Source organism: Pseudomonas sp. SZ57 (assembly GCF_009495975.1).
Classification (GTDB): domain Bacteria; phylum Pseudomonadota; class Gammaproteobacteria; order Pseudomonadales; family Pseudomonadaceae; genus Aquipseudomonas; species Aquipseudomonas syringae.
Map to the genome: position 1 here is coordinate 542,907 of NZ_WIBD01000002.1, position 22,179 is coordinate 565,085.

Sequence of the window (22,179 nt, forward strand, 5' to 3'; positions counted from 1 at the left end):
TTAAGGATTTAATGGATGCCCCTGCGTACAGACGATAACTGGCGCCACGGCGCCGTTTTGTTGGACCCTGAACACACCCGGTTTGCCCTCTGGGCACCGGATGCCTCCTTCGTAAATGTCGAACTGCAGGATGGCCAGTCACTGGCCATGCTGCCTCAGTCCGACGGCTGGTTCGTCCTCGAGGCCCGCTGCAAGGCGGGTACTCGCTACCGCTTCAGGATCGACCACGAGCTGGACGTTCCTGACCCCGCTTCCCGCGCGCAAGTCGATGACGTTCATTCTGAAAGCCTCGTCGTCGACCCTGACGCCTATTCATGGCAAAACACTGCATGGAACGGGCGTCCCTGGCATGAAGCGGTTATCTACGAACTGCACGTGGGCGCCATGGGTGGCTACGCTGGCGTGGAAAAGCACCTGCCGCGACTCGCCAAACTGGGCGTTACCGCAATCGAACTGATGCCGCTCGCGCAGTTCCCCGGTGATCGCAACTGGGGCTACGATGGCGTTCTGCATTACGCTCCGCAATCCTCCTACGGCACGCCGGAACAGCTCAAGCACCTGATCGACACTGCCCACGGTCTTGGCCTGATGGTGATTCTGGACGTGGTGTACAACCACTTCGGTCCGGACGGCAACTACCTGGGCAGTTACGCCAAGGAGTTTTTCCGCAGCGACCTGCACACCCCATGGGGCGATGCGATCGACTTCAGACGCCCGCAGGTGCGCGACTTTTTTGTCGATAATGCCCTGATGTGGCTGCTCGAGTACCGCTTCGACGGCCTGCGCATGGACGCTGTTCATGCCATTCGCGACGAGACCTTCCTGCCCGAGTTCGCAGAGCGGGTTCGTGGCCGCATTGAACCAGGCCGCCACGTGTGGCTGAACCTTGAGAACGAGTTCAACCAGGCCGGTCTTCTGGAAAAGGGCTTCGATGCTCAATGGGACGACGACGGGCACAACACCCTCCACGTGCTGTTGACCGGTGAAACCGACGCCTACTATTCCGACTTCGCCAAAGAGCCCACGCAAAAGCTTGCGCGCCTGCTCAGCGAAGGGTTTGTCTATCAAGGCGAACCGACGCGTCACGGGCACACGCGAGGCGAGCCCAGCGCGCACCTGTCGCCGTCGGCTTTTGTGTTGTTTCTGCAGAACCACGATCAGATCGGCAACCGCGCCCTCGGTGAACGCCTGCCGCAACTCTGCGCACCTGCGGCATTGAAAGCCGCCACTGCCCTGCTGCTGCTTTCACCGATGATCCCGCTGATGTTCATGGGCGATGAATGGGCGGCCAGCGAACCGTTTCTGTTCTTCACCAGCCACCACGGCGAGCTGGCCGATGCGGTACGTGAAGGACGTCGCAAGGAGTTTGCTGATTTCGCCGCATTCGCCGATCCGGAAAAGCGCGAGCACATTCCTGATCCAAACGACATCAAGACATTCGAAGCGTCACGCCCGGCGTTTTCAGCGGTCGATCTCGATACCGACATAGGCCTGGATCATCGCAGCTGGCTGGAGTTCTACACGCAGTTGCTGGCCTTGCGGCACCAGGAAATCATGCCGCGCCTGCAAGGCGCACGCTTCCTGAAGACCGATATTCTCGGCGACAAGGCGGTCAGTGCACGCTGGACACTGGGTGATGGTAGCGAGCTGCGTATTGATCTCAATCTCAGCGAGCACGCGGTTGACGCACCGCCACAAACGGGCGCCCGCGAGATATTCTCCAGCGCCGAGAAATCGTCCGAACTTTCCCCACGCGGCATCCTCAATGCTTACACGGCCATTGTCAGCCTGACAGCAAGTGATGTTCTGGAGGAACAGGATGAACAATGAGCAATTGGAGAGGCTTGCGACCGAGGCAGGCTTGTCGGTGCACTGGGTTGATGCCAACGCTCGACCACAGACCGTCAGCCCTGATGTGCTGCGCAAGGTATTGGAGGCGCTGGGCTATCCGGCTGAAAACGGCGAGGCTATCGATGCCAGCCTGCTGCGCCTGCAAAAGGCCAGTCACGGCGCCACTGCCCCGCCACTGCTGACGGTCGATGTGGAAAGCAATCTGGACCTGTCGCAGTGGTTCGCGCCACAAACGCCGTTCACGCTACACCTCGAAGACGGCTCTTCACTGGATGCCAGGCTGACCTCGAACGCAGAGCTTCCGGCGCTGGCCCCGCCGGGCTACCAGCAGCTGGAAATTGCCGGCCAGCACCTGACCATCGCGGTCGCGCCGAAAACCTGCTTCAGCATGGCAATGGCCACCGAGACCTCGAAGCCGCACGGCTGGGGCCTGACCGCTCAGCTGTACAGCTTGCGCCGCGAAGGTGATGGCGGTTTTGGTGACACCGAGGCACTGGAGAAGGTCTTGCGCTCGGCTGGCGAGCGAGGTGCCGACGCGTTGGGCATCAGCCCGATCCACGCCATGTTCGCCAACGACCCTCACCGTTACAGTCCTTATTCACCGTCCAGCAGGCTGTTTCTCAACAGCCTGTACGCGTCGCCGGGTGCGATTCTCGGTGAAAGTGCGTGGCGTCAGGCCATCGAAGACGCGCGCGTCGGCGACGAGATGAAGCGCCTTGAAACACAGACGCTGATCGACTGGCCAGCCGCGGCCAACGCCAAATGGAAAGCGCTGCACGCGCTTTATGAAGGCTTCAGTGCGGGTGATCACCCGCTGCACGAAGACTTCAACAGCTTCCGCCACAGCGGTGGCGAAGCGCTGGAAAATCACTGCCGCTTCGAAGCGCTGTGTGCCGAGTCAGAAACGCTGAACATCGGCAGCAATTGGCATGAATGGCCTGAGCAGTTCAAAGACCCTCGCGGCGACGCCGTCGCAGAATTTGCCAAAAGCCATAGCGAGCAAATCAGCTTCCATGCATTCGCACAATGGTTGATAACCCGTGGTCTGGAGCGTGCACAGGTTGCAGCACGCAGCAGCGGCATGCGCGTCGGCCTGATCGCTGACCTGGCAGTGGGTGCCGATGGCGCCGGAAGCCAGGCCTGGAGTCGCCAGGACGAGTTGCTGTCGGCCCTGACCGTCGGCGCGCCCCCGGACATTCTCAATCGTGCCGGCCAGAGCTGGGGGATTTCCGCCTTTTCACCGGACGGCCTCAAACGTAATGGCTTTCGCGCGTTCATCGAGATGCTGCGGGCCAACTTCGCCCATGCTGGCGGGTTGCGTATCGACCATGTCATGGGCTTGCAGCGCCTATGGGTCATCCCGCAAGGGGCGCCTCCCAGCGAAGGCGCGTATCTGAATTTCCCGCTGGACGACATGCTTCGCCTGCTGAGCCTGGAATCCTGGCGGCATAAGGCGATCGTGCTGGGTGAAGACCTTGGTACGGTGCCTGAAGGCCTGAGCGAAAAACTCAGTGCCAGGGCGATTCTTGGCATGCGCGTACTGCTGTTCGAACAGAACAATGGTCAGTTCAAGCCGATTCTCGACTGGTCCGATCAAGCATTGGCGACCACCAGTACCCACGACCTGCCTACCCTCGCAGGCTGGCTCAGCGAACTGGATATCGAGTGGAACGCGCGCCTCGGTCACATTGACGATCAGCACGAATCGCAGTGGCGCGAAGAGCGCACGCGGGAATATGAAAGCCTGCGGCGTGCCTTGAGTCAGAACATCGACAGTATGCCCTCCGGTACTGAAGACCCGGCGCAGATCATCGACGCGAGTATCAGCTACCTGGGCCATACACGTGCGCCACTGGTCTTGCTGCCGATAGAAGACGCCTTGGGTGTCGAGGAGCAGGCTAACCTGCCCGGCACCATTGACAGTCACCCCAACTGGCGCAGACGTCTTCCCGGCGATGCGGCCTCTCTGCTTGATAACCCGAATGCTGCTCGACGACTGGAATTGCTTTCCCGATCCCGGCTGCAGGCTACGGAGCGTGATCAATGACCCGTCCATTACAGCCTTTGCGCGCCACCCAGCGCCTGCAATTCCACAAGGACTTCACCCTCGACGACGCCGTGCCACTGGTGCCCTACTTCGCCAGCCTGGGTATCAGTCACGTCTACGCGTCACCGCTGCTCAAGGCGCGTGCCGGCTCGATGCACGGCTATGACGTGGTCGACCCGACGGTCATCAACCCGGAACTGGGCGGCGAACCTGCCCTGCTGCGTCTGGTCGAGACCTTGCGCGAGCACGGCATGGGCCTGATTCTCGATATCGTGTCCAACCACATGGCGGTCGGCGGTGCCGACAACCCGTGGTGGCTGGACCTGCTGGAATGGGGCCGTCGCAGCCCGTATGCAGAGTTCTTCGACATTCAGTGGAATTCGCCTGACCCACTGCTGGAAGGCCAGCTGTTGCTGCCATTCCTGAGCAGCGATTACGGCACGGTATTGCAAGCCGGCGAAATCCCGCTGCGCTTCGATGCCGAGCATGGCTCGTTTTACATCGAGCACTATCAGCATCACTTTCCGATCTGCCCACTGACTTACGACTCGCTGTTGGCGGCCGTGGATCAGCCGCAACTGAAGGACATGGCCCAGCGTTTCAGCGCACTGGCACAGTTCCCGCAGGCCTATGAGCGCGCACGCCAGGCCAAGGCCGAGCTGGCCGAACTGGCCAAGGACCCGCAGGTGCTCAAGGGTATCGAGCAGATCCTCGCGCATTTCGATTCCAGCAAACCGCAAGGTTTCCAGCGCCTGCACCTGTTGCTGGAACGCCAGCACTATCGTCTGGCCAGCTGGCGCACCGCTGGCGATGACATCAACTGGCGGCGTTTCTTCGACATCAACGAGCTGGGCGGCCTGCGTGTCGAGCGGCCACAGGTGTTCGAAGCCACCCACGGCAAGATATTCCAGCTGATCGCCGATGGTCTGGTCGACGGGCTGCGTATCGACCACATCGATGGGCTGGCTGATCCGCGCGGCTACGGTCGCAAGCTGCATCGTCGGGTCAAAAGTCTGCTCAAACTGCGCCCCGAGCACGCGCAGATCGATCATCTGCCGATCTTCGTCGAGAAAATTCTCGGCCCCGACGAGCCGCTGCGTGAAGACTGGAGCGTTGACGGCACGACCGGTTACGAGTTCATGAACCAGGTGTCACTGCTGCAACACGACCCCAAGGGCGAAGAGCCTCTGGGTGAGCTGTGGAGCCGCCTGACAGAACGTACCGCTGACTTCGATCAGGAAGTACTGGTGGCCCGGGATCTGGTCCTGCACGGCACCCTGGCGGGCGATTTCGAGAACGTCGCTCAATCGTTGCTGCAGGTTGCACGCAGCGACCTGATGAGCCGCGACCTGACCTTGGGTGCGATTCGCCGTGCCCTGCTCGCGCTGATCGTCAACTTCCCGATCTATCGCACCTATATCTCGGTGTGCGGCCGCTCGGCGCAAGACGACAGGTATTTCCAGCAGGCCATGGAAGGCGCGCGTGCGACGCTTAACGAAGGCGACTGGCCGGTGCTGGATTACCTGGCACGCTGGCTGGGTGGCGAACCGTGGCGAAAACTGTCCCGCGGGCCGCTGCGCAAGCTCTACAAGAATGCCTGCGTACGCTTCCAGCAACTGACCTCCCCGGTTGCCGCCAAGTCGGTCGAAGACACTTCGTTCTACCGCTCTGCCGTGCTGCTCTCGCGCAACGATGTGGGTTTCCATCCGCAGCACTTCAGTGCGCCGGTAGAAGACTTCCATCAGGTCTGCCTGCAGCGTCTGGAGAAGTTTCCAGACAATTTGCTGACCACCGCAACGCACGATCACAAGCGTGGCGAAGATACGCGTACACGTCTTGCAGTGCTGAGTGAATGCGCCCCGTGGTACGCCGAACAGGTGGAGCGCTGGAGACAGCTGGCAATGCCGCTCAAGGGTGACGAGCCGACGATCAGTGCCGGCGACGAGCTGATGCTTTATCAGGCCTTGCTGGGCAGCTGGCCGTTGAGCCTGGAGGGCGAAGAAGCTCACCAGGAATACGCGAAGCGCATGGTCCAATGGCAGGAGAAAGCCCTGCGCGAAGCCAAGCTGCAAAGCAGCTGGAGTGCACCGAATCAGCCCTACGAAACCGCTTGCCGCGAATTTCTCGAGCGTTTGCTGCTGGCACCGGAAGCCCTGGCGCTGCGTCAATCCCTCAGTGCGACAGCCAACCGTATTGCCACCGCCGGCGCGCTCAACAGTCTGGCGCAAACCTTGCTACGCTTGAGCGTACCCGGTGTTCCCGATTTGTATCAGGGCACCGAGTTCTGGGATTTCAGCCTGGTGGACCCGGACAACCGCCGCCCGGTTGACTACGCTGCACGGAAACAGGCCCTGGCCGAAGACGCAAGCGTTACCGAGCTGCTGACTGACTGGAAGGACGGGCGCATCAAGCAGGCGCTGATCGCGAAGGTCTTAAACCTGCGGGCCGAACATCCGGGACTGTTCAGCGAGGGCAGTTATCAACCTCTGGACATAAAGGGCAGCCACGCCGAGCAGGTGATGGCCTTTGCCCGGGAGACGCAAGGAGTGCGCGCTATCATCGTAGTACCACGCACATGCAGTGAACTATTGGGTACTGCGCAAACTCCATTGATTAATGCTGCCAATTGGGGCGACACACGGATCATGTTGCCGTTTGCCGACTCCGGTTCTGACTGGAAGGGACTCTTTTCTGACGTTGTCGTGACGAGTGATCGGGAAGTACCGCTCAGTGCAGCGCTTGAAAGATTTTCCGTCAATCTGCTTATTCAAACTATGTAATAGCTGGGAGTCTCAAGATGAGTGCCGACGAAAAAAGAATTCGCGACTTTGCTTACCAAATCTGGGAATCGGAGGGTAAACCTTCCGGTCACGACGAGCGTCACTGGGAAATGGCGCGCAAGCTGGCCGAGGCCGAAGCGCTGGCGCCGAACAAGTCCAGTGTGCGCAAATCAACCAAGCCCAAGCTGCCTGAGGTAGACAGCGCCAAGGCGCCTGCCAAGGGCGCAGCCAAGCCGGCCGCAAAATCGGCGCCTGCGCCAAAGCCTGCTGGCGAAGCCAAGCCCAAGCCTGCTCCCAAGGCGGCTCCCAAACCTGCACCCAAGGCCAAGCCCGCTGCAGCCGCTGCAACCGCTGCCCCTGCCAAACCTGCTCCGAAGAAGCCACGCAAGCCGTCGAATTCTTGAAACTCTTCTGGCCGCGCACCGGTCAGTTATTGCAGGTCTCGCTCTGACCAGAGATGAGGCCTGCTACACCCCCTTACATTATCGTCAGTATCGGAGCCTGCGGCTTCGATAGCGGCCTTGGCCGCTCAGAAAATCATTCGACGTCAGGAAGTCATCATGAATACGAAGTCCACTACACCGGCAGAAGATAATTCAGCCCCGCTAGACAACCCTGGCAGTACCCCGTCTCGCATTCGTGAAGGACTTCCCTTTCCTCTCGGTGCAAGCTGGGATGGCCTGGGCGTCAACTTCGCCCTGTTCTCGGCCAACGCCACCAAGGTAGAGCTGTGCCTGTTCGACTCCACTGGCGAAATCGAACTGGAACGCATCGAACTTCCGGAATACACCGACGAGATTTACCACGGCTACCTGCCGGACGCGCACCCGGGCCAGATCTATGGCTATCGTGTGTACGGTCCTTACGACCCGAAGAATGGTCATCGCTTCAACCACAACAAGCTGCTGATCGACCCGTACGCCAAGCAACTGGTTGGCGAGCTGAAGTGGTCGGAAGCGCTGTTCGGTTACACCATCGGCCATCCTGATGGCGACCTTAGCTTCGACGAACGCGACAGCGCCCCTTTCGTACCGAAAAGCAAAGTGATCGACGAGGCCTATACCTGGGGTCGTGATCAGCGCGTCGGTACGCCTTGGGACAAGACGATTTTCTACGAAACCCACGTACGCGGCATCACCATGCGTCACCCTGAGGTGGCCGAAGAGCTGCGCGGCACGTTCGCCGGTCTCGGATTAGCGCCGGTCGTCGAGCACATTCGCAAGCTGGGTGTGACCTCCGTCGAGCTGCTGCCGATTCATGCCTTCGTCAACGACCAGCATTTGCTGCAAAAGGGCATGACCAACTATTGGGGCTACAACAGCATCGCGTTCTTCGCCCCGGACCCGCGTTACCTGGCGAGCGGCAAGATTGCCGAATTCAAGGAAATGGTTGCGCACCTGCACCACGCCGGTCTCGAGGTCATCCTCGATGTGGTCTACAACCACACCGCCGAAGGCAACGAGCTGGGCCCTACCCTGTCGATGCGCGGTATCGACAACGCTTCGTACTACCGACTGATGCCGGACGACAAGCGCTACTACATCAACGACTCGGGCACTGGCAACACCCTCGACTTGAGCCACCCTTGCGTATTGCAAATGGTCACCGACTCCCTGCGTTACTGGGCTTCGGAAATGCACGTCGACGGCTTCCGCTTCGACCTGGCGACCATTCTGGGCCGCTACCACGACGGTTTCGACGAGCGCCACAGCTTCCTGGTCGCCTGCCGTCAGGACCCGGTGCTGCGTCAGGTCAAACTGGTCGCCGAGCCATGGGACTGCGGTCCGGGCGGCTACCAGGTGGGCGGTTTCCCACCAGGCTGGATGGAATGGAACGACAAGTTCCGCGACACGGTTCGTGCCTTCTGGAAAGGCGACGAAGCTCAACTGGCTGACTTCGCTGCGCGCATGACCGCGTCCGGCAACATGTTCAACCAGCGCGGCCGTCGTCCGCAGGCGTCCGTGAACTTCATCACCGCGCACGATGGTTTCACGCTGCATGACCTGGTGTCGTACAACGACAAGCACAACGAAGCCAACGACGAAAACAACCAGGACGGCAGCAACAACAACCTGTCCTGGAACCACGGCGTTGAAGGTCCGACCGAAGATCCGGAAATCAACAGCCTGCGTCTGCGTCAGATGCGCAACTTGTTCGCCACCCTGCTGCTGGCACAAGGCACGCCGATGATTGTGGCGGGCGATGAGTTCGCGCGTACTCAGCACGGCAACAACAATGCCTACTGCCAGGACAGCGAGATTGGCTGGATCAACTGGGATCTGGACGAAGATGGCGAAGCGCTGCTCAAGTTCGTCACCCGCGTGATCAAGCTGCGTCAGACCTACCCGATCCTGCGTCGCAGCCGCTTCCTGGTAGGCGATTACAACGAAGAGATCGGCGTCAAGGACGTGACCTGGCTTGCTCCGGATGGCAACGAGATGAGCGTCGAGCAGTGGCACGATGCCAATGGCCGTTGCCTGGGCATGCTGATGGACGGTCGCGCACAGGAAACCGGTATCCGCCGCGCGGGTGCCGACGCCACGCTGCTGCTGGTGGTCAACGCGCATCATGACGGCGTCAACTTCACCCTGCCGGAAGTGCCTGAAGGTACCCATTACGAGTGCCTGATCGACACCAATCAGGATGATGCACGCAGCAAGGAGCACTTCGCGTTCGGTTCGCAATACACCGTAACGCCGCGTTCGCTGCTGCTGTTCGAACTGAAGCGTGAAGACCAGCAATGATTGATGCCTTGAGTGAGTTTCTCGACTGGCGCAAGCACGGTTATGCCGATACGCGTGCGCTGGGCGAGTGCTTGCAGGCATTGGTCAACGAAGGTCTGGATCAGCTTCCCCTGCCTGCCCGCGGTCAGACACTTGAGCGCTGGCGGGCGCTGGCCTGCGTTGCAGGCCACGACCTGGGGTTGTGCAAGTTGTACGAGGGGCACACAGACGCCTTGGCGATCATGGCGGAACTGGGTGCCCCGCCCCCCGAACAATTCAGCACCTGGGGCATGTGGGCGGCAGAGCCGCCGCAGGCACGGGTGAATATCAGCGGCGCAGGCGATGCAGTTCGCCTGCACGGCCGCAAAGCATGGTGCTCAGGCGCTTCGGCGTTGAGCCATGCATTGATCACGGCATGGGACGCTGAACATCGGCAGCAGCTGGTCGCGGTACGCCTTGACCAGCCCGGCGTACACATGACCGGCGACGGTTGGCGCGCAGTGGGCATGGGTGCGACCGGCAGCATCGACGTGGTGTTCGACAACGCCATCGGTCAAGCGATCGGAGCGCCGGGTGGCTATCTCGACAGGCCTGGCTTCTGGCAGGGCGGCATCGGCATTGCTGCCTGCTGGTACGGCGCATCACGCGCCATCGCGCAGCGCCTGCTGGCCCATGTCGGCAAGCGCGAAGAGCCGCACGCCCTTGCGCACCTTGGCGCTGTGGACGTCGCACTGCATGCCGCAATCGATGTGTTGCGCGCCGCTGCCGGGCACCTCGATCAGGCGCCAGCCGACAATGCCGAGATGCTTGCCAGACGTTGCCGTGCTTATGTCGAACAAGCCGCCGACCTGGTGATTCAGCATGTGGGCCGTGCCGTCGGGGCCGGCCCTTATTGCAAGGACCCGCACTTCGCCCGGCTGATCACCGACCTGCCGGTTTTCCTGCGTCAGAGCCACGCCGAACAGGACCTTGCGGCATTGGGCCAGTTGTCCGGCAAGGCGTTGCCCGCTGCACGCACGTGGTCACTATGAGAGCGTATAGAGCATGAGTGAAGGGTTCGTAGTGAGTGATGACGAGTCCGGCCAGGGCACTTCCCTCGCCGCCTGGAACGCTTCGACCAAGCTGCACGGCCTGCCTGTGATTACCGCTGACTTGCTGGTGCCGACCAATTGCCGAGCCGTGATCATCGCCCCGCACCCGGATGATGAAATACTGGCCTGTGGCGGTCTGATGAGCCAACTGGCGCAACTGGAGCGCAGCCTGTTACTGATCTCGGTCACCGATGGTACAGCCAGCCATCCCGGCTCCACGCTCTGGCCCGTCGATCGTCTGTGCAAAGCCCGACCTGAGGAAAGTGCCGAAGCCCTGAATCGCCTCGGTATACCTGCAGAGCGCCTTGAGTGGTTGCGTTGCGGCCTTCAGGACGGCGCCGTGGCCGACGCGGAAGATCAACTGGTGGCCTTTCTTGAACAGCATCTGGGGCCTGCCGACGTGGTATTCGCCACTTGGGCAGAAGATGGCCACGGCGACCATGAAGCGGTCGGCAGAGCCAGTGCCAAGGCCTGCACGACCACCGGAGCACAGTTCCACGAGGTGCCGGTCTGGGCCTGGCACTGGGCTGATCCCGAAGACCAACGTCTGCCGTGGGACAGAGCGCGCAAGCTGCTGCTCGACCCGGTCACGCTGGCCCATAAACGCAACGCTGCTCAGGCGTTCACCAGCCAGTTGCAGGGTGATCCGGCAATCGGTCTGTCCCCGGTTTTGCCGGACGCAGTGCTGGAAAGGCTGCTGCAGCCCTTTGAAGTGGTGTTTACATGAGCGTCGAGGACAGTTATTTCAATGAGCTGTTTCTCAACAACGATGACCCGTGGGCATTCAAGCAACGCTGGTACGAACGGCGCAAGCGCGCCCTGACCTTGGCCGTCCTGCCCCGCGAACGCTACCGCTCGATATTCGAGCCTGGCTGTGCCAACGGTGAACTCAGTGCCGATCTTGCCGGGCGCTGCGATTCGCTGGTGTGCTGCGACACCTCGAACCTGGCTGCGGACCTGGCACGCAAGCGTCTGGCCAGCGTGCCCCATGCCAAAGTGTTGCAGGCGCGTTTGCCGCAGCAATGGCCGCAGGGCGAATTTGACCTGATCGTCTTCAGCGAGATGGGTTATTACCTGGACGCCGACGACCTGCACGGCCTGATCGACCGCGCACTGGCGGCCCTCGCACCGGATGGCCAGTTGCTCGCCTGTCACTGGCGGCCTGATATCGAAGGCTGCCCGCTGAACGCCCAGGCGGTTCACGACATACTTGCTGCACGCTTGTCCATGCACCGACTTTTCAGTCATCACGAACAGGATTTCCTGCTGGACCTGTGGAGTCGTGATGGAACCTCCGTAGCAGAACAGGAATTCTCCGATGATCGGCATACTGATCCCGGTGCACAATGAAGAGCAGTTACTCGACTTGTGTCTCGAAACGATAAAGCAGGCGGCTGCACACCCCGACCTCAAGGGCGAATGCGTGGAAGTGCTGGTGGTTCTCGACAGCTGCACTGATCGCTCGGCGGAGATCGCGCGTGCCCATGGCGTGATGATTCTCGAAGTGTGTGCGCGCAACGTGGGGCAGGCTCGAGCACAGGGCGCGGAGTTTCTTCTCGACCGGGGTGCACGCTGGCTGGCGTGTACCGATGGCGACAGTACCGTGGCCAACGACTGGCTCGCCGAACAGCTGGCGCTGGATGCCGACGCGGTGTGCGGCACGGTCACGCCCGGCGACTGGAGCAAGGACATTTCGGCCGCCGCGCAGGCCGCTTACCTGCAGCATTACCAGCACCGTGACGGTCACCGACATATTCATGGTGCCAACCTGGGCGTCAGCTCGATTGCGTATATCAGCGCCGGTGGATTTCCGGCCCTGACCTGTCACGAGGACGTGCACTTGGTCCGACAACTGGAATTGATCGGTGCGCGGATCGCCTGGAGCTGCCGCCCTAGGGTCACGACCAGTACCCGCCTCGACTCGAAAGCCAGGGGCGGGTTTGGTGATTTTCTGAGTTCGCTGAACGCCTGAACGGCGAGCTTACTGATGATGTGCCGTCTGCATGCCTGAACGGTCATCGTCGGCGGAATTGAGCGCCGCACTGAAGAAGCGCACCGCTTCGGCACTCAGGTTACGGTGAATATCCTCGCGGTCGACTCCGTCAGGGTCGTTACACAGCAACGGCGCACTCGCGCGTTGTTCATCACTGCACGGTGCCATGAACACGAAATGCCCTGCCCCGGCCAGTAACTTGTAGTCGGGCGGCTGCGGCAGCTTGCGCGCCAGTGCTTCTGCGTTTCTGTCGATCGCCAGCAACTGATCGTCATCACCCGCGTACATCAAAACCGGCACGTGCACATCACCCAGTGTGTGACGGCCGAACATCAGGCTCAACGGGGCCATCAACATCAATGCGCCGACCCTCGGATCAGCCTGAGCGTGAAGGTCATCACGGTCTGCGACCAGTTCGCCCTGCGTCTTGCAGGCGTCGCGGTCTGTCGGGCGTTCGACGCAGTACTGACGCAACCGCTGCAGATCAGGTTGCGCGCCGGCGAGAATCAGCGCGGTTTCGCCACCGGCCGAATAGCCGATCACGCCCACTTGCCGGGCATTGAGATAGGGAGCCAGCAAGGGGTCGAGCAAGGCCGTGCTGATCGCTTCGGAAATCTGCAGCGGGCGGCCATACAGGTTGCTCAGGCTGCCGAGACGGCTGTGATCGCGATCATTGTCGCCAGGATGGACCACGGCAACTACCACAAACCCCTGACGCGCCAGCGAAGTGGCCAGGTCATGCAGCGCCAGCGGGGTGCCGGTATTGCCGTGCGACAGCAACAGCAAGGGGAAACGGCCCATTGCGATAGGCGCCTCTTCGCCAGCCTCGACGCGATAGCCATGCAGAGTGCTCACTTGCTCGGCGCCGGTCGACGGGTAAAAGGCGATGGCCTCGACCGGCTGGGAATCCAGCGGATCAGGGAAACTCAACGGGTGATAGCCCGCGCTCCAGGACTCATCCGCCTGAGCGTGCACCGAAACAAGGCTATCGAGCAGGAAAACCAGCATCACTGCACAAAGACGTACCATGGCAAGGCCCAACCTTTGCAAATCCGGAAACTCGTCCGGACAATCCATCAAGCGCTTGTGTCGAGCTTCATGCTCCAGCGCGCCGTTCCCACCCAGATATGAGTGTTGAAAACAGAAATAGTGCACAAGCCGGGCCATAAACTGCCCGTTGTTTTTTCGCGAGGGCAGATATTTCCGCCAGCCTGACAAGGCAGTGCTCGAAAAGGCTAGTCTAGTCCTGTAAGAACCCCGCTACCTGTAAGAAAGCTGTCAAGGTTGTCTCCCGTCAGCGCGCCGTTCAGCGCAGCCCATCGCCCTGCATCAGAAACAAAAAAACTCCACAACCCGGCAGGAAAACCCCGCGCAGGTTGTAGAGTTTCGTGAAGACGGCTTTTGATCAGGCCGCGAACAGCTCGTTCTGGATGTATTGCTGAGCAGCGCTCATGGCGCTGGCACGCGGCTCTTCGCCATACGCCAGGCCGTGGGCACGGACGAATTGCAGGTCGGTGATACCGATGAAGGCGAACAGCGTCTTGAGCAGCTCTTCGTGACCGCTGCCACTAGGTTGCCCGGCGTGCAGGCCGCCCGAGGTAGAGACGATAATGACTTTCTTGCCGCCACACAGGCCTTCAGGGCCTGCTTCGGAATAACGGAAGGTGCGACCCGCGATCAGAATCCGGTCAAACCAGGCTTTCAGCTGGGTCGGAATGGTGAAGTTGTACATGGGTGCGCCGATGACCAGCACGTCCGAATCGAGAAACTGCTGCAAAGTGGCTTCGTTGCCTGCCACTTCCTGCTGCTGGGCGGCATCACGGACGTCTACCGGCGTGCCCGCTGCGGCGAGGCTGGCGGCAGAGAAATGCCCAAGCGCATCGCTGGCCAGATCGCGGTAGGTGACCTGGCTGTCGGCGTGAGCATTCAGGTAGGCCTGGACAACCTCATGGGTCAGCTGACGCGAAGCAGAGTGATCGCCGAGGATGCTGGAGTCGAGGTGCAATAGATTCATAACGTAGCTCCCATAAGAAAATCGCCACGGGGCGATGAAGTGGCGAGCATCCTATCCTTGATCGCAATAGATGATTAGTGGTCTTGAATGCGACTGTTCGTTCTATTAAGAGAACAATAAAGCGAATCAGGACTCAGGCTCAGTTCCTTGAATGAGGTTTCGAACACATCCAGCAGGCCCCTGACCGCTGGAAGCAGCCCTCGGCGCGAGGCGAACACAGCGTGCACGATGCCGCACTTGGGCCGGTGCTCACTGAACAGCTCTACCAGGCGTCCGTCCTGCAGGGCTTCCCTGACAATCAGCTCGGGAAGCTGCGCTACGCCTACACCCTGCAAGGCAGCCTGCAGCATCATGTCCAGGTCCGAACTGATGAGCCGGGGCGTGTGGCGTATTTCGGCATACTGGCCGGGCTGCGTCTCCAGCAACCAGCGGTGCTCGTGATTCGAGGACGGCATGTCGAGGCTGGGCAGTGTTGACAGCGCGTCGAGAGAAGGCGTCGCAGACAGCCTGGCCGCCAGGTCCGCGCGCGCCACCAGACGCTGGGCACTGTGCCCGAGCTTCTTGACCACCAGCCCGTCGTCCTCCAGCGGGGGAAAGCGCACACGCAGCGCAATGTCGATGTTCTCGGTCAGCGGGTCGACGCGTCGGTTGGTACTTTCGACCTGAATCTGAACCTTGGGGTGCTCGGCCGCGAAACGGGCGATGGTCTCGTTGAAGCCCATCGCTGCCAACGCAGGAGGACAACTGATCACCACCCTGCCCTGCGGTTCGGATTTGGAACGCAGGATGGCCTCTTCGGCAGCCTCGGCCTCGACCAGCATCGCCACGCAATGCGCGTAATAGTCACGCCCGCTTTCGGTCACCGCGAAGGTACGGGTCGAGCGGTGAATCAGGCGCACACCCAGGCGCTCCTCGAGCCCGGCAATGCGCCGGCTGAGCTTGGACTTGGGGATCCCCAGCTTGCGGCTTGCCGGCGCAAAGCCGAGGCACTCGACCACCTGGACGAAATAAAACAGATCGTTGAGATCAAACACCCGGCCACCTCGTTTTCAGAGCCGGGAGTATGCAGCGCCGTGCCCCGTGTCTCAAGGCCGCGAATGAGGATCGCGTCGGGTCATTCGGCAGTCAGAAATGCCAGCACCGGGCCGGTAAATGCCGCACCCGCCTCGACGCTGGACAGGTGCGCCGCGTGCAGCTCGATGATCTGCGAACCCTGAATCCGCTCGACCATGAAACGCCCGTCTGCCGGGGTCGTTACAGCATCCTGCGTGCCACAGACCACCAGCACCGGCAGCTCGATGGACGCGATCTGCTCACGGAAATCCGCATCGCGCACAGCCGCGCAATTGGCCGCGTAACCCTGTGGCGAGGTGTGTGCCAGCATGCCGACAACCGTGTCGACCGCAGCGGGCTCGGCGTCCGCGAAGGAAGGCGTGAACCAGCGTGCGATCGAGGCATCGCGCAACGCGACCATGGCCGACTGACCGTCACGCAGAACGGTTTCGATGCGAGGATTCCAGACGTCGGGGTTGCCGATTTTGGCGGCCGTATTGCACAGCACGACCTTGTGCAGGCGCTGCGGCGCATTGATTGCCAGCCATTGGCCGATCAGCCCGCCCATGGACAGGCCGCAGAAAAAAGCCTTGTCGATGTCCAGCACGTCGAGCAGCGCCAACACATCGCGAGCGTTTTGCTCGATGCTGTAACTGCCCTCAGTGACCAGCGATTTGCCATGACCGCGCGTGTCGTAACGCAATACCTGAAAGTGACGGCTGAAGGCAGGTACCTGGTTGTCCCACATGTGCAGATCCGTGCCCAGGGAATTGGACAACACCAGCACCGGCGCGCCCGCCGGACCTTCGAGCAGGTAGTTCAGTTGACCATCAGCGAGTTGCACGGCAGACATTCGAGACTCCGGAGAAAGGCAAAGCTGCACACTAATCAGTGTCGCAGCAGCATACAATCGGCGGATCGAATATCCGTGCGGCTATCGAACAGCTTACCGTGCGCCGTCAGAACCCAGGGAGCATCCATGCCAAAGAGCCCGCAAAAGACCCTGCACAAGGAAGACATCGCCAGATTCTGTCTCGACCTGCCGGGCGCGCGTGAAGACTACAAGTGGGGCGGCATACGGGTTTTTTCCGTCGCCGAAAAGAAAATGTTCGCGGTCATGGATCTGGTCGGCGAGGACCTTGCGTTCAAGGTCCACCCGGAATTGTTTCTGGGTTATGTGGATCGACCCGGCATACGACCTGCGCCCTACCTTGCGCGTGCGCACTGGATCAGCGTGGCCGACCTGCAGACGCTGAGCGCCGATGAGGTGCGCGATTTGCTGACCCGCTCGCACCAGTTGGTGGTCGGCAAGCTGCCGAAACGGCAGCAGATCGGCCTGAAACTATAACGGCAACAGTTGCACAAGCCGCTTGCCCAAAAACAGCCAGTCAATCCACAGCGCCTGATGCACCAGCACGATCAGCCAGAACACGACCTGAAAAGACACCTTGCGGGTCTTGTGCCGGAACACCTGCTGCGCCAGCAGCGCGCCGGGCCAGCCACCGAGCAGCTCGACGCCATGCAGGACGTTCTCCGGCGTGCGCTGGCCCGCGTTGCCGGCCTGTCGCTTGTCATGCCGGTAAAGCAAGAACGCCAGCAGACTCATGACGATCAGGACCAGCGCCGGAATCGGCGTGACTTGCCTCAGCCACAGCGACGCCGTGCCGTAGACCGGTAACGCACACAGCAGCAACAGTACCAGTACCTTCAAGCGTAGTTGCCGGACCGGCGTCCTGCCACGGCTGGCTGGCCGTGACGACTCGCGGTTCGCTGTCATGCCTTGGCCGATGCCCAGTCGATCCAGCCAAACTGCCAGGTCGCCAGAATCAGCAGGCCGAAGGCGATGCGATACCAGGCGAACACCGCATAACTGTGAGTGGCGATGAACTTGAGCAAACCGCGCACTGCGATCATCGCGAAGATGAACGAGGTGATGAAGCCGATGGCAAACACCGCGAAGTCGTCCGGGCGAAACATGTCACGGTACTTGTAGCCCGAATACACCGCGGCACCGACCATGGTCGGCATGGCCAGGAAGAACGAGAATTCGGTCGCCGCCTTGCGGGACAGGCCGAACAGCAGGCCGCCAATGATCGTCGAACCCGAACGCGAGGTGCCGGGGATCATCGCCAGGCACTGTACCAAGCCTACTTTGAGCGCATCGCTCCAGCTCATGTCATCGACGGTTTCGGTGCGCACGGTGTGCTCGCGGCGCTCGGCCCAGAGCATGATCACCCCACCGATGACCAGCGCCGTGGCCACGGTAATGGCATTGAACAGGTAATGGTGGATGGTATCGGCGAAAATAACGCCCAGCACCACGGCCGGCATGAAGGCGATCAGCAGGTTGAGGGTGAAACGTTGCGCTTGTTGCTGTTTGGGCAAACCCACGACCACGTCGAGGATCTTGCGCCGAAACTCCCAGACCACCGCCAGAATCGCCCCCAACTGAATGATGATGTTGAAGGCCATGGCACGCTCGCCGCCAAAATCGATCAGGTCGGCGACGATGATCTGATGCCCGGTACTGGAGATCGGCAGGAACTCCGTCAGCCCTTCTACAACACCCAATATCAACGCCTGAGCAGCGGTCCAAAGATCCATCATTCCCCCATGAAGCGATGCCGCAGGCTCGCTGTTTAATGTTGTCGTGTAAAAAATGCTTGCCACTATGCCGCCACATGCCTGAACGAAGCTTGAAGAAACTCGCGCAAATGCAAGGCGCGGAATGCTAGCAGACCTGCAGGCACAAAGCCTGCTGACGTAAGCGCTGGCGCAACACAAGCTGCACGCCGCGCGCAGAAGCGCATACAATCGCCGGCCCCGCCCCTCACTACCCTCACCAAGGAGCCGCCATGTCCGGGCTTGAACTCTTCGCTGCCGCCATCGGTGTTATCGCAGTCTGGCTGACAGTGAAGCAGAATCCCTGGTGCTGGCCAATTGGCCTGGTCATGGTGGTGATCTACATCTGGATATTCTTCGACGTAAAGCTGTATTCGGACATGCTCCTGCAAGTCATCTACGCCGGCCTGCAGGTGTATGGCTGGCTACAATGGACGCGGCACGGTGACGGCCTGCCGGTCAAAGCCGTAACTACGTTGCAGAACGGTTCGGTGCTCAAGGGGCTGGCGGTCGGCGCACTCATCAGCGTCGCACTGGGTGCCGGCATGGCGCATTTCACCGATGCGGCACAACCCTGGCTGGACGCCGCGCTGACCGGGTTCAGTCTGGTGGCGCAGGTCTGGATGGCGCAAAAACGCGTTCAGTGCTGGCCGCTGTGGATCCTGCTCGATGTGATTTTCGTCGGCCTGTTCATTTACAAAGAGTTGTATCTGACGGCTGCGCTGTATGGCTTGTTTACCCTGCTGGCGGTACAGGGCTGGCGTGAGTGGCGCAATGATCTGGCGCTGGCGCGATGAAAGTTCTGGTCCTCACCGGCCCCGAGTCCAGTGGCAAGAGCTGGCTGTCGGCGGAGATACAGCACAGGTTCGGCGGCCTGCTGGTCGGCGAATATGTGCGGTATTTCATCGATCAGCAGGGCCGCGATACCGATTACGCCGATATTCCGGCCATCGCCCAGGGCCAACTGGCCTGGGAGGACGCCGCGCGCGCCGCCGAGCCGCACCTGCTGATACTCGACACGCACCTGTTGAGCAACATGCTCTGGAGCCGCACGCTGTTCGGCGACTGCCCTGCGTGGATCGAACAGCAACTGCTGAGCCGCACCTATGACCTGCACCTGTTGCTTTCGCCCGAGGGCGTTGACTGGATCAGCGACGGCCAGCGCTGCCAGCCGCAGCTGGGTGAACGCCAGGCCTTTTTCGACGCCAGCCGGGAATGGCTGGACCACCACCGGCAGGCTTACCGGGTAGTGGGCGGTAACTGGGAGCAGCGCCGCGAACAGGCGCTGAGCGCTGTCTCGCAGTTGCTGGGCGACTCAGCGGATCTGGTGCTTGTGTAACAGCCGATAAAACGTCGGTCGCGAAATACCCAGCACTCTGGCCGCCACACTCAGATTGTCACTGTGGCGCGTCAACACATCGCACAACGCCTGGCGCTCGGCCCGGGACTTGTAATCCTCCAGCGTGCCCATGTTGCCGATACTGTCCTCTTCGCCCAGCAGTCCCAGATTTGCCGCTTCTATCTGCCTGCCTTCGGCCAGCACCAGCCCGCGCCGAACGCGACCGGCCAGCTCGCGCACATTGCCCGGCCAATCGTGCTTGCCCAGCGCCACCAGCGCATCCTGACTGAAACTGCGCGCCCGCCTACCGGTTTCCTGACTGTACACATGGGCGAAATGGTTAGCCAGCAAGGCCAGATCGCCATGGCGCTCGCGCAGCGGCGCTACGCCGACCTGCAGCACATTGAGCTGGTAATACAGATCCTCGCGAAAGCGCTTTTTGCGTACCGCCGTTTCAAGATCCTCGCGAGTGGCGGCCAGCACCCGCACATCCACTGCAATCGGTTCGCCGCCGTCCGCGCGCTCGATCTGCCGGTCTTCGAGAAAGCGCAGCAGGCTCGCCTGGGTATCCAGCGGGAGCTCACCGACCTCGTCGAGCAACAGCGTGCCGCCGTCTGCGGCTTCAAGCAATCCGACCCTACGCTCCTGAGCCTCGTCAAACGCGCCGTCCTCATGACCGAACAGGACGGTGTGGATCGACTGCCCGTCAGGCGCTGCGCAATCAACCACGATAAAGGGTTTGTCGCGTCGCAAGGACTGAGCATGCAGGCTGCGGGCGATCAGTTCCTTGCCCGTGCCCCGCTCGCCCCTGATCAGTACCGGCGAATCGGTGGGCGCCAGTTTGCTCAGCAGCCTGCGCAATTCACGGACAGGCCGACTGTCGCCGAGCAACTCGGGTTCCGCGCTGAACGGCGATGGCGAGCCCTGCACTGGCGGGCGTCCGGCAATAAACGCTCTATCGAGCGAGGCATACAGCCGACCGGCATCGAAAGGCAGCGTATGAAAGTCGAAAAACCAGCGGCAGACAAAATCGCCGATTTTCTCGCGGCGCAAATCACTGGCTGACAGCACCGCAATCCAGCGCACCGGGCTGTTAACGAACAGCGCCTGGAGCCTGGGCAAGTGTTCAAAATGATCGGACGTCAGGTGAATCAGGCCTACATCACAATCAGAAATGATTGCCGAACCCGATGGGCTTTCCTGCACCGTCCAGCCGGCTTCGATCAGAACAGGGATCAATGGATGACAGTCGTCACCGCCGTCGAGCATTAACAGACGTCGTGTTGGGGCCGATCCATGCATGAAGATTCCTTGGCGCCCGGCGTATGGAGGGATTTTTAAAAGCTTTTTATAAACAGTCTGTTGGCGAGCCCAATCATCACCCTAGCAAATATTTGACGCAGCGTTGTACCGTTTGGGTCTAACGCTCATAACCTGAAGTCATTAACGCGCCGCCTGCCCGACCCTTGTTGCCCGGGACATCCATGCGCGCGCCCGTCGAAAATAATTCGCAACTATTTCAGTGAACAGTGTGACTCATGACCCCTTGTCGTTCATCAACACAAGTAACCAGCCGGACGGTTAGCCCGCCGCCGTGACTGAATTGATATGGGCACTTGAGGAAACGACCATGAACGCCCCACTGCGCTTCAACGATGCACTTCTGATCGCTGGACACGCTTTTGAACCCTTCCAGTGTGTTGCCTGGGCACCACAGGACGGTAACGGCGAACTGAGCCTGACGGTGATCGACCGCACCAGCAACCGTATCGGTCGCAAGCAGATCCCGAGCAGCACCTATTCCGACAAGCGCCAGCTGGCCAGCGCTCTGGAACAGGCCCGTGCAGAAATCAGCAACGAAGGCTACGACCTTGAGCCGTGGACCATGCCGGCTTGATGGCTGACTGAGCGGACTCCCCGCTTTGCGTAATGGAAAACCTGTGGGATCGCCGCACTCGCCGCGCCCACAGGAATGTGTTCTCAGCGCCATGCTCTGCGCGCGCCAATCCCGCAGAGCATCGGCAAGAGAGCAGGGCCTGACGGATTCCCTACCCTCAGACCCGCTTCAACTCATCGATGTGCCGGTACTCAGCCCCCAGACTCGATGCCAGTTCCCGCGCCCTTCCCAGGCGGATCGGGCCTTTCTCGATATCGATCAGCAAACTGGCGCAGTCGAACGCAGGCAGTGCCGGTAACGACTTGATCCGACCATCGGTCAGCACCAAAACCCGCTGCTGTTCGGCCGGATAGCGTTTTTGCCGTTGCGCCAGCCATTCAGCCGCCTGTTGCAGCGCTTCCGGTAACGGCGTACCACCACCAGCCCCCAATGCATCCAGCCAGGGTGTCAACGCCGATGAGGCTTTCAGCCCCTGATGTTGCCAGCGTGGCGCAGTGCCGCTGGCGGTCAGCAAGGCCAGCCGAGCCCGGCGTCGATAGGCATCGTCGAACATCTGCGACAGCAGGCCCTTGGCCTGACTCAACGCCTGATGGCGGCGGGTAGACGCCGAAGCATCGACAATCACCAGCAATAACTCGCTGGGCCGGCTGCTACGCGGTTGACGGACCAGGTCCTTGTGGCTCTTCGGCTGACAGCGCAAAAAGGTCGGCAACCATTGCACCGGGCCATCAGCTCCGACACGTACAGCGCCCTGCCTGCCGCTGGCCAG

General features: G+C 61.0%; 21 protein-coding genes. 13 read left to right on the plus strand and 8 right to left on the minus strand.

Annotated elements, in window-relative coordinates; all coding sequences use genetic code 11:
• Positions 1–15 precede the first annotated feature (15 nt).
• From treZ to GE543_RS02550, 9 genes are all read left to right on the plus strand, one after another.
• Entirely contained in the window at positions 16–1,830 is a 1,815-nt protein-coding gene (gene treZ / locus GE543_RS02510; protein ID WP_153220520.1) for a malto-oligosyltrehalose trehalohydrolase, read from the plus strand.
• On the plus strand, positions 1,820–3,898 hold the full coding sequence (malQ, locus tag GE543_RS02515) for a 4-alpha-glucanotransferase (protein WP_153220522.1): 2,079 nt from the start codon (positions 1,820–1,822) through the stop codon (positions 3,896–3,898). The genes treZ and malQ overlap by 11 nt, the downstream gene beginning before the upstream one ends.
• Positions 3,895–6,678 (plus strand): malto-oligosyltrehalose synthase, encoded by a 2,784-nt coding sequence (locus GE543_RS02520; protein ID WP_153220524.1) that lies wholly within the window; start codon positions 3,895–3,897, stop codon positions 6,676–6,678. The genes malQ and GE543_RS02520 overlap by 4 nt, the downstream gene beginning before the upstream one ends.
• 17 nt (positions 6,679–6,695) lie before the next feature.
• Entirely contained in the window at positions 6,696–7,082 is a 387-nt protein-coding gene (locus GE543_RS02525) for a DUF2934 domain-containing protein (RefSeq protein WP_153220526.1), read from the plus strand.
• Between the two features lie 156 nt (positions 7,083–7,238).
• Positions 7,239–9,422, plus strand: coding sequence for a glycogen debranching protein GlgX (gene glgX, locus GE543_RS02530; RefSeq protein WP_153220528.1), 2,184 nt, complete (start codon positions 7,239–7,241; stop codon positions 9,420–9,422).
• Entirely contained in the window at positions 9,419–10,432 is a 1,014-nt protein-coding gene (locus GE543_RS02535) for an acyl-CoA dehydrogenase family protein (protein WP_153220530.1), read from the plus strand. Before glgX ends, GE543_RS02535 begins: the two co-directional genes overlap by 4 nt.
• A gap of 13 nt (positions 10,433–10,445) precedes the next feature.
• Entirely contained in the window at positions 10,446–11,219 is a 774-nt protein-coding gene (locus GE543_RS02540) for a PIG-L deacetylase family protein (protein ID WP_153220532.1), read from the plus strand.
• Entirely contained in the window at positions 11,216–11,842 is a 627-nt protein-coding gene (locus GE543_RS02545) for an SAM-dependent methyltransferase (protein ID WP_153220535.1), read from the plus strand. Before GE543_RS02540 ends, GE543_RS02545 begins: the two co-directional genes overlap by 4 nt.
• Positions 11,811–12,464, plus strand: a complete 654-nt coding sequence (locus GE543_RS02550; protein ID WP_046235294.1) for a glycosyltransferase family 2 protein — start codon at positions 11,811–11,813, stop codon at positions 12,462–12,464. The genes GE543_RS02545 and GE543_RS02550 overlap by 32 nt, the downstream gene beginning before the upstream one ends.
• Before the next feature lie 9 nt (positions 12,465–12,473).
• Here GE543_RS02550 and GE543_RS02555 read toward each other — a convergent pair whose 3' ends face one another.
• The 4 genes from GE543_RS02555 to pcaD form a co-directional block, all read right to left on the minus strand.
• Positions 12,474–13,514, minus strand: a complete 1,041-nt coding sequence (locus GE543_RS02555) for a dienelactone hydrolase (RefSeq protein ID WP_153220537.1) — start codon at positions 13,512–13,514, stop codon at positions 12,474–12,476.
• A 376-nt stretch (positions 13,515–13,890) separates the two neighbouring features.
• Positions 13,891–14,499, minus strand: coding sequence for an FMN-dependent NADH-azoreductase (locus tag GE543_RS02560; protein ID WP_003411288.1), 609 nt, complete (start codon positions 14,497–14,499; stop codon positions 13,891–13,893).
• Between the two features lie 74 nt (positions 14,500–14,573).
• Positions 14,574–15,533, minus strand: coding sequence for a LysR family transcriptional regulator (locus GE543_RS02565; protein ID WP_003411289.1), 960 nt, complete (start codon positions 15,531–15,533; stop codon positions 14,574–14,576).
• An 80-nt stretch (positions 15,534–15,613) separates the two neighbouring features.
• On the minus strand, positions 15,614–16,405 hold the full coding sequence (pcaD, locus tag GE543_RS02570; RefSeq protein ID WP_153220539.1) for a 3-oxoadipate enol-lactonase: 792 nt from the start codon (positions 16,403–16,405) through the stop codon (positions 15,614–15,616).
• Positions 16,406–16,531: 126 nt separating this feature from the next.
• On the opposite strand from pcaD, the gene GE543_RS02575 reads away from it, so the two are divergent.
• Positions 16,532–16,900, plus strand: a complete 369-nt coding sequence (locus GE543_RS02575; protein WP_003411291.1) for an MmcQ/YjbR family DNA-binding protein — start codon at positions 16,532–16,534, stop codon at positions 16,898–16,900.
• Here GE543_RS02575 and GE543_RS02580 read toward each other — a convergent pair.
• Positions 16,895–17,329 carry a DUF1294 domain-containing protein gene (locus GE543_RS02580; protein WP_153220541.1) on the minus strand — a complete coding sequence of 145 codons (435 nt, stop codon included), beginning with the start codon at positions 17,327–17,329 and terminating at the stop codon, positions 16,895–16,897. The genes GE543_RS02575 and GE543_RS02580 overlap by 6 nt on opposite strands.
• Entirely contained in the window at positions 17,326–18,156 is an 831-nt protein-coding gene (locus GE543_RS02585; RefSeq protein ID WP_003411294.1) for an undecaprenyl-diphosphate phosphatase, read from the minus strand. The genes GE543_RS02580 and GE543_RS02585 overlap by 4 nt, the downstream gene beginning before the upstream one ends.
• A 251-nt stretch (positions 18,157–18,407) precedes the next feature.
• Between GE543_RS02585 and pnuC the strand changes: the two genes are divergently transcribed.
• Entirely contained in the window at positions 18,408–18,971 is a 564-nt protein-coding gene (gene pnuC / locus GE543_RS02590) for a nicotinamide riboside transporter PnuC (protein ID WP_153220543.1), read from the plus strand.
• A complete protein-coding gene (locus tag GE543_RS02595; RefSeq protein WP_046269438.1) occupies positions 18,968–19,513 on the plus strand; it encodes an AAA family ATPase in 546 nt (181 codons plus the stop codon). The genes pnuC and GE543_RS02595 overlap by 4 nt, the downstream gene beginning before the upstream one ends.
• Here GE543_RS02595 and GE543_RS02600 read toward each other — a convergent pair.
• Entirely contained in the window at positions 19,490–20,815 is a 1,326-nt protein-coding gene (locus GE543_RS02600; RefSeq protein WP_153220545.1) for a sigma-54 dependent transcriptional regulator, read from the minus strand. The two genes, GE543_RS02595 and GE543_RS02600, sit on opposite strands and share 24 nt — an antisense overlap.
• 328 nt (positions 20,816–21,143) lie before the next feature.
• On the opposite strand from GE543_RS02600, the gene GE543_RS02605 reads away from it, so the two are divergent.
• A complete protein-coding gene (locus GE543_RS02605; protein WP_003315350.1) occupies positions 21,144–21,410 on the plus strand; it encodes a hypothetical protein in 267 nt (88 codons plus the stop codon).
• A gap of 157 nt (positions 21,411–21,567) precedes the next feature.
• On the opposite strand, the gene GE543_RS02610 is transcribed toward GE543_RS02605, so the two are convergent.
• The gene (locus GE543_RS02610) at positions 21,568–22,179 is read right to left on the minus strand and encodes a VWA domain-containing protein (protein ID WP_153220547.1); all 612 of its coding nucleotides are present in this window, start codon (positions 22,177–22,179) and stop codon (positions 21,568–21,570) included.

Excerpts from the sequence above, each read along its gene's own strand:
- treZ (WP_153220520.1), top strand. The coding sequence starts at position 16 with ATGCCCCTGCGTACAGACGATAACTGGCGCCACGGCGCCGTTTTGTTG.
- malQ (WP_153220522.1), top strand. The coding sequence starts at position 1,820 with ATGAACAATGAGCAATTGGAGAGGCTTGCGACCGAGGCAGGCTTGTCG.
- GE543_RS02520 (WP_153220524.1), top strand. The coding sequence starts at position 3,895 with ATGACCCGTCCATTACAGCCTTTGCGCGCCACCCAGCGCCTGCAATTC.
- GE543_RS02525 (WP_153220526.1), top strand. The coding sequence starts at position 6,696 with ATGAGTGCCGACGAAAAAAGAATTCGCGACTTTGCTTACCAAATCTGG.
- glgX (WP_153220528.1), top strand. The coding sequence starts at position 7,239 with ATGAATACGAAGTCCACTACACCGGCAGAAGATAATTCAGCCCCGCTA.
- GE543_RS02535 (WP_153220530.1), top strand. The coding sequence starts at position 9,419 with ATGATTGATGCCTTGAGTGAGTTTCTCGACTGGCGCAAGCACGGTTAT.
- GE543_RS02540 (WP_153220532.1), top strand. The coding sequence starts at position 10,446 with ATGAGTGAAGGGTTCGTAGTGAGTGATGACGAGTCCGGCCAGGGCACT.
- GE543_RS02545 (WP_153220535.1), top strand. The coding sequence starts at position 11,216 with ATGAGCGTCGAGGACAGTTATTTCAATGAGCTGTTTCTCAACAACGAT.
- GE543_RS02550 (WP_046235294.1), top strand. The coding sequence starts at position 11,811 with ATGATCGGCATACTGATCCCGGTGCACAATGAAGAGCAGTTACTCGAC.
- GE543_RS02555 (WP_153220537.1), bottom strand. The coding sequence starts at position 13,514 with ATGGTACGTCTTTGTGCAGTGATGCTGGTTTTCCTGCTCGATAGCCTT.
- GE543_RS02560 (WP_003411288.1), bottom strand. The coding sequence starts at position 14,499 with ATGAATCTATTGCACCTCGACTCCAGCATCCTCGGCGATCACTCTGCT.
- pcaD (WP_153220539.1), bottom strand. The coding sequence starts at position 16,405 with ATGTCTGCCGTGCAACTCGCTGATGGTCAACTGAACTACCTGCTCGAA.
- GE543_RS02575 (WP_003411291.1), top strand. The coding sequence starts at position 16,532 with ATGCCAAAGAGCCCGCAAAAGACCCTGCACAAGGAAGACATCGCCAGA.
- GE543_RS02580 (WP_153220541.1), bottom strand. The coding sequence starts at position 17,329 with ATGACAGCGAACCGCGAGTCGTCACGGCCAGCCAGCCGTGGCAGGACG.
- GE543_RS02585 (WP_003411294.1), bottom strand. The coding sequence starts at position 18,156 with ATGGATCTTTGGACCGCTGCTCAGGCGTTGATATTGGGTGTTGTAGAA.
- pnuC (WP_153220543.1), top strand. The coding sequence starts at position 18,408 with ATGTCCGGGCTTGAACTCTTCGCTGCCGCCATCGGTGTTATCGCAGTC.
- GE543_RS02595 (WP_046269438.1), top strand. The coding sequence starts at position 18,968 with ATGAAAGTTCTGGTCCTCACCGGCCCCGAGTCCAGTGGCAAGAGCTGG.
- GE543_RS02600 (WP_153220545.1), bottom strand. The coding sequence starts at position 20,815 with ATGCATGGATCGGCCCCAACACGACGTCTGTTAATGCTCGACGGCGGT.
- GE543_RS02605 (WP_003315350.1), top strand. The coding sequence starts at position 21,144 with ATGAACGCCCCACTGCGCTTCAACGATGCACTTCTGATCGCTGGACAC.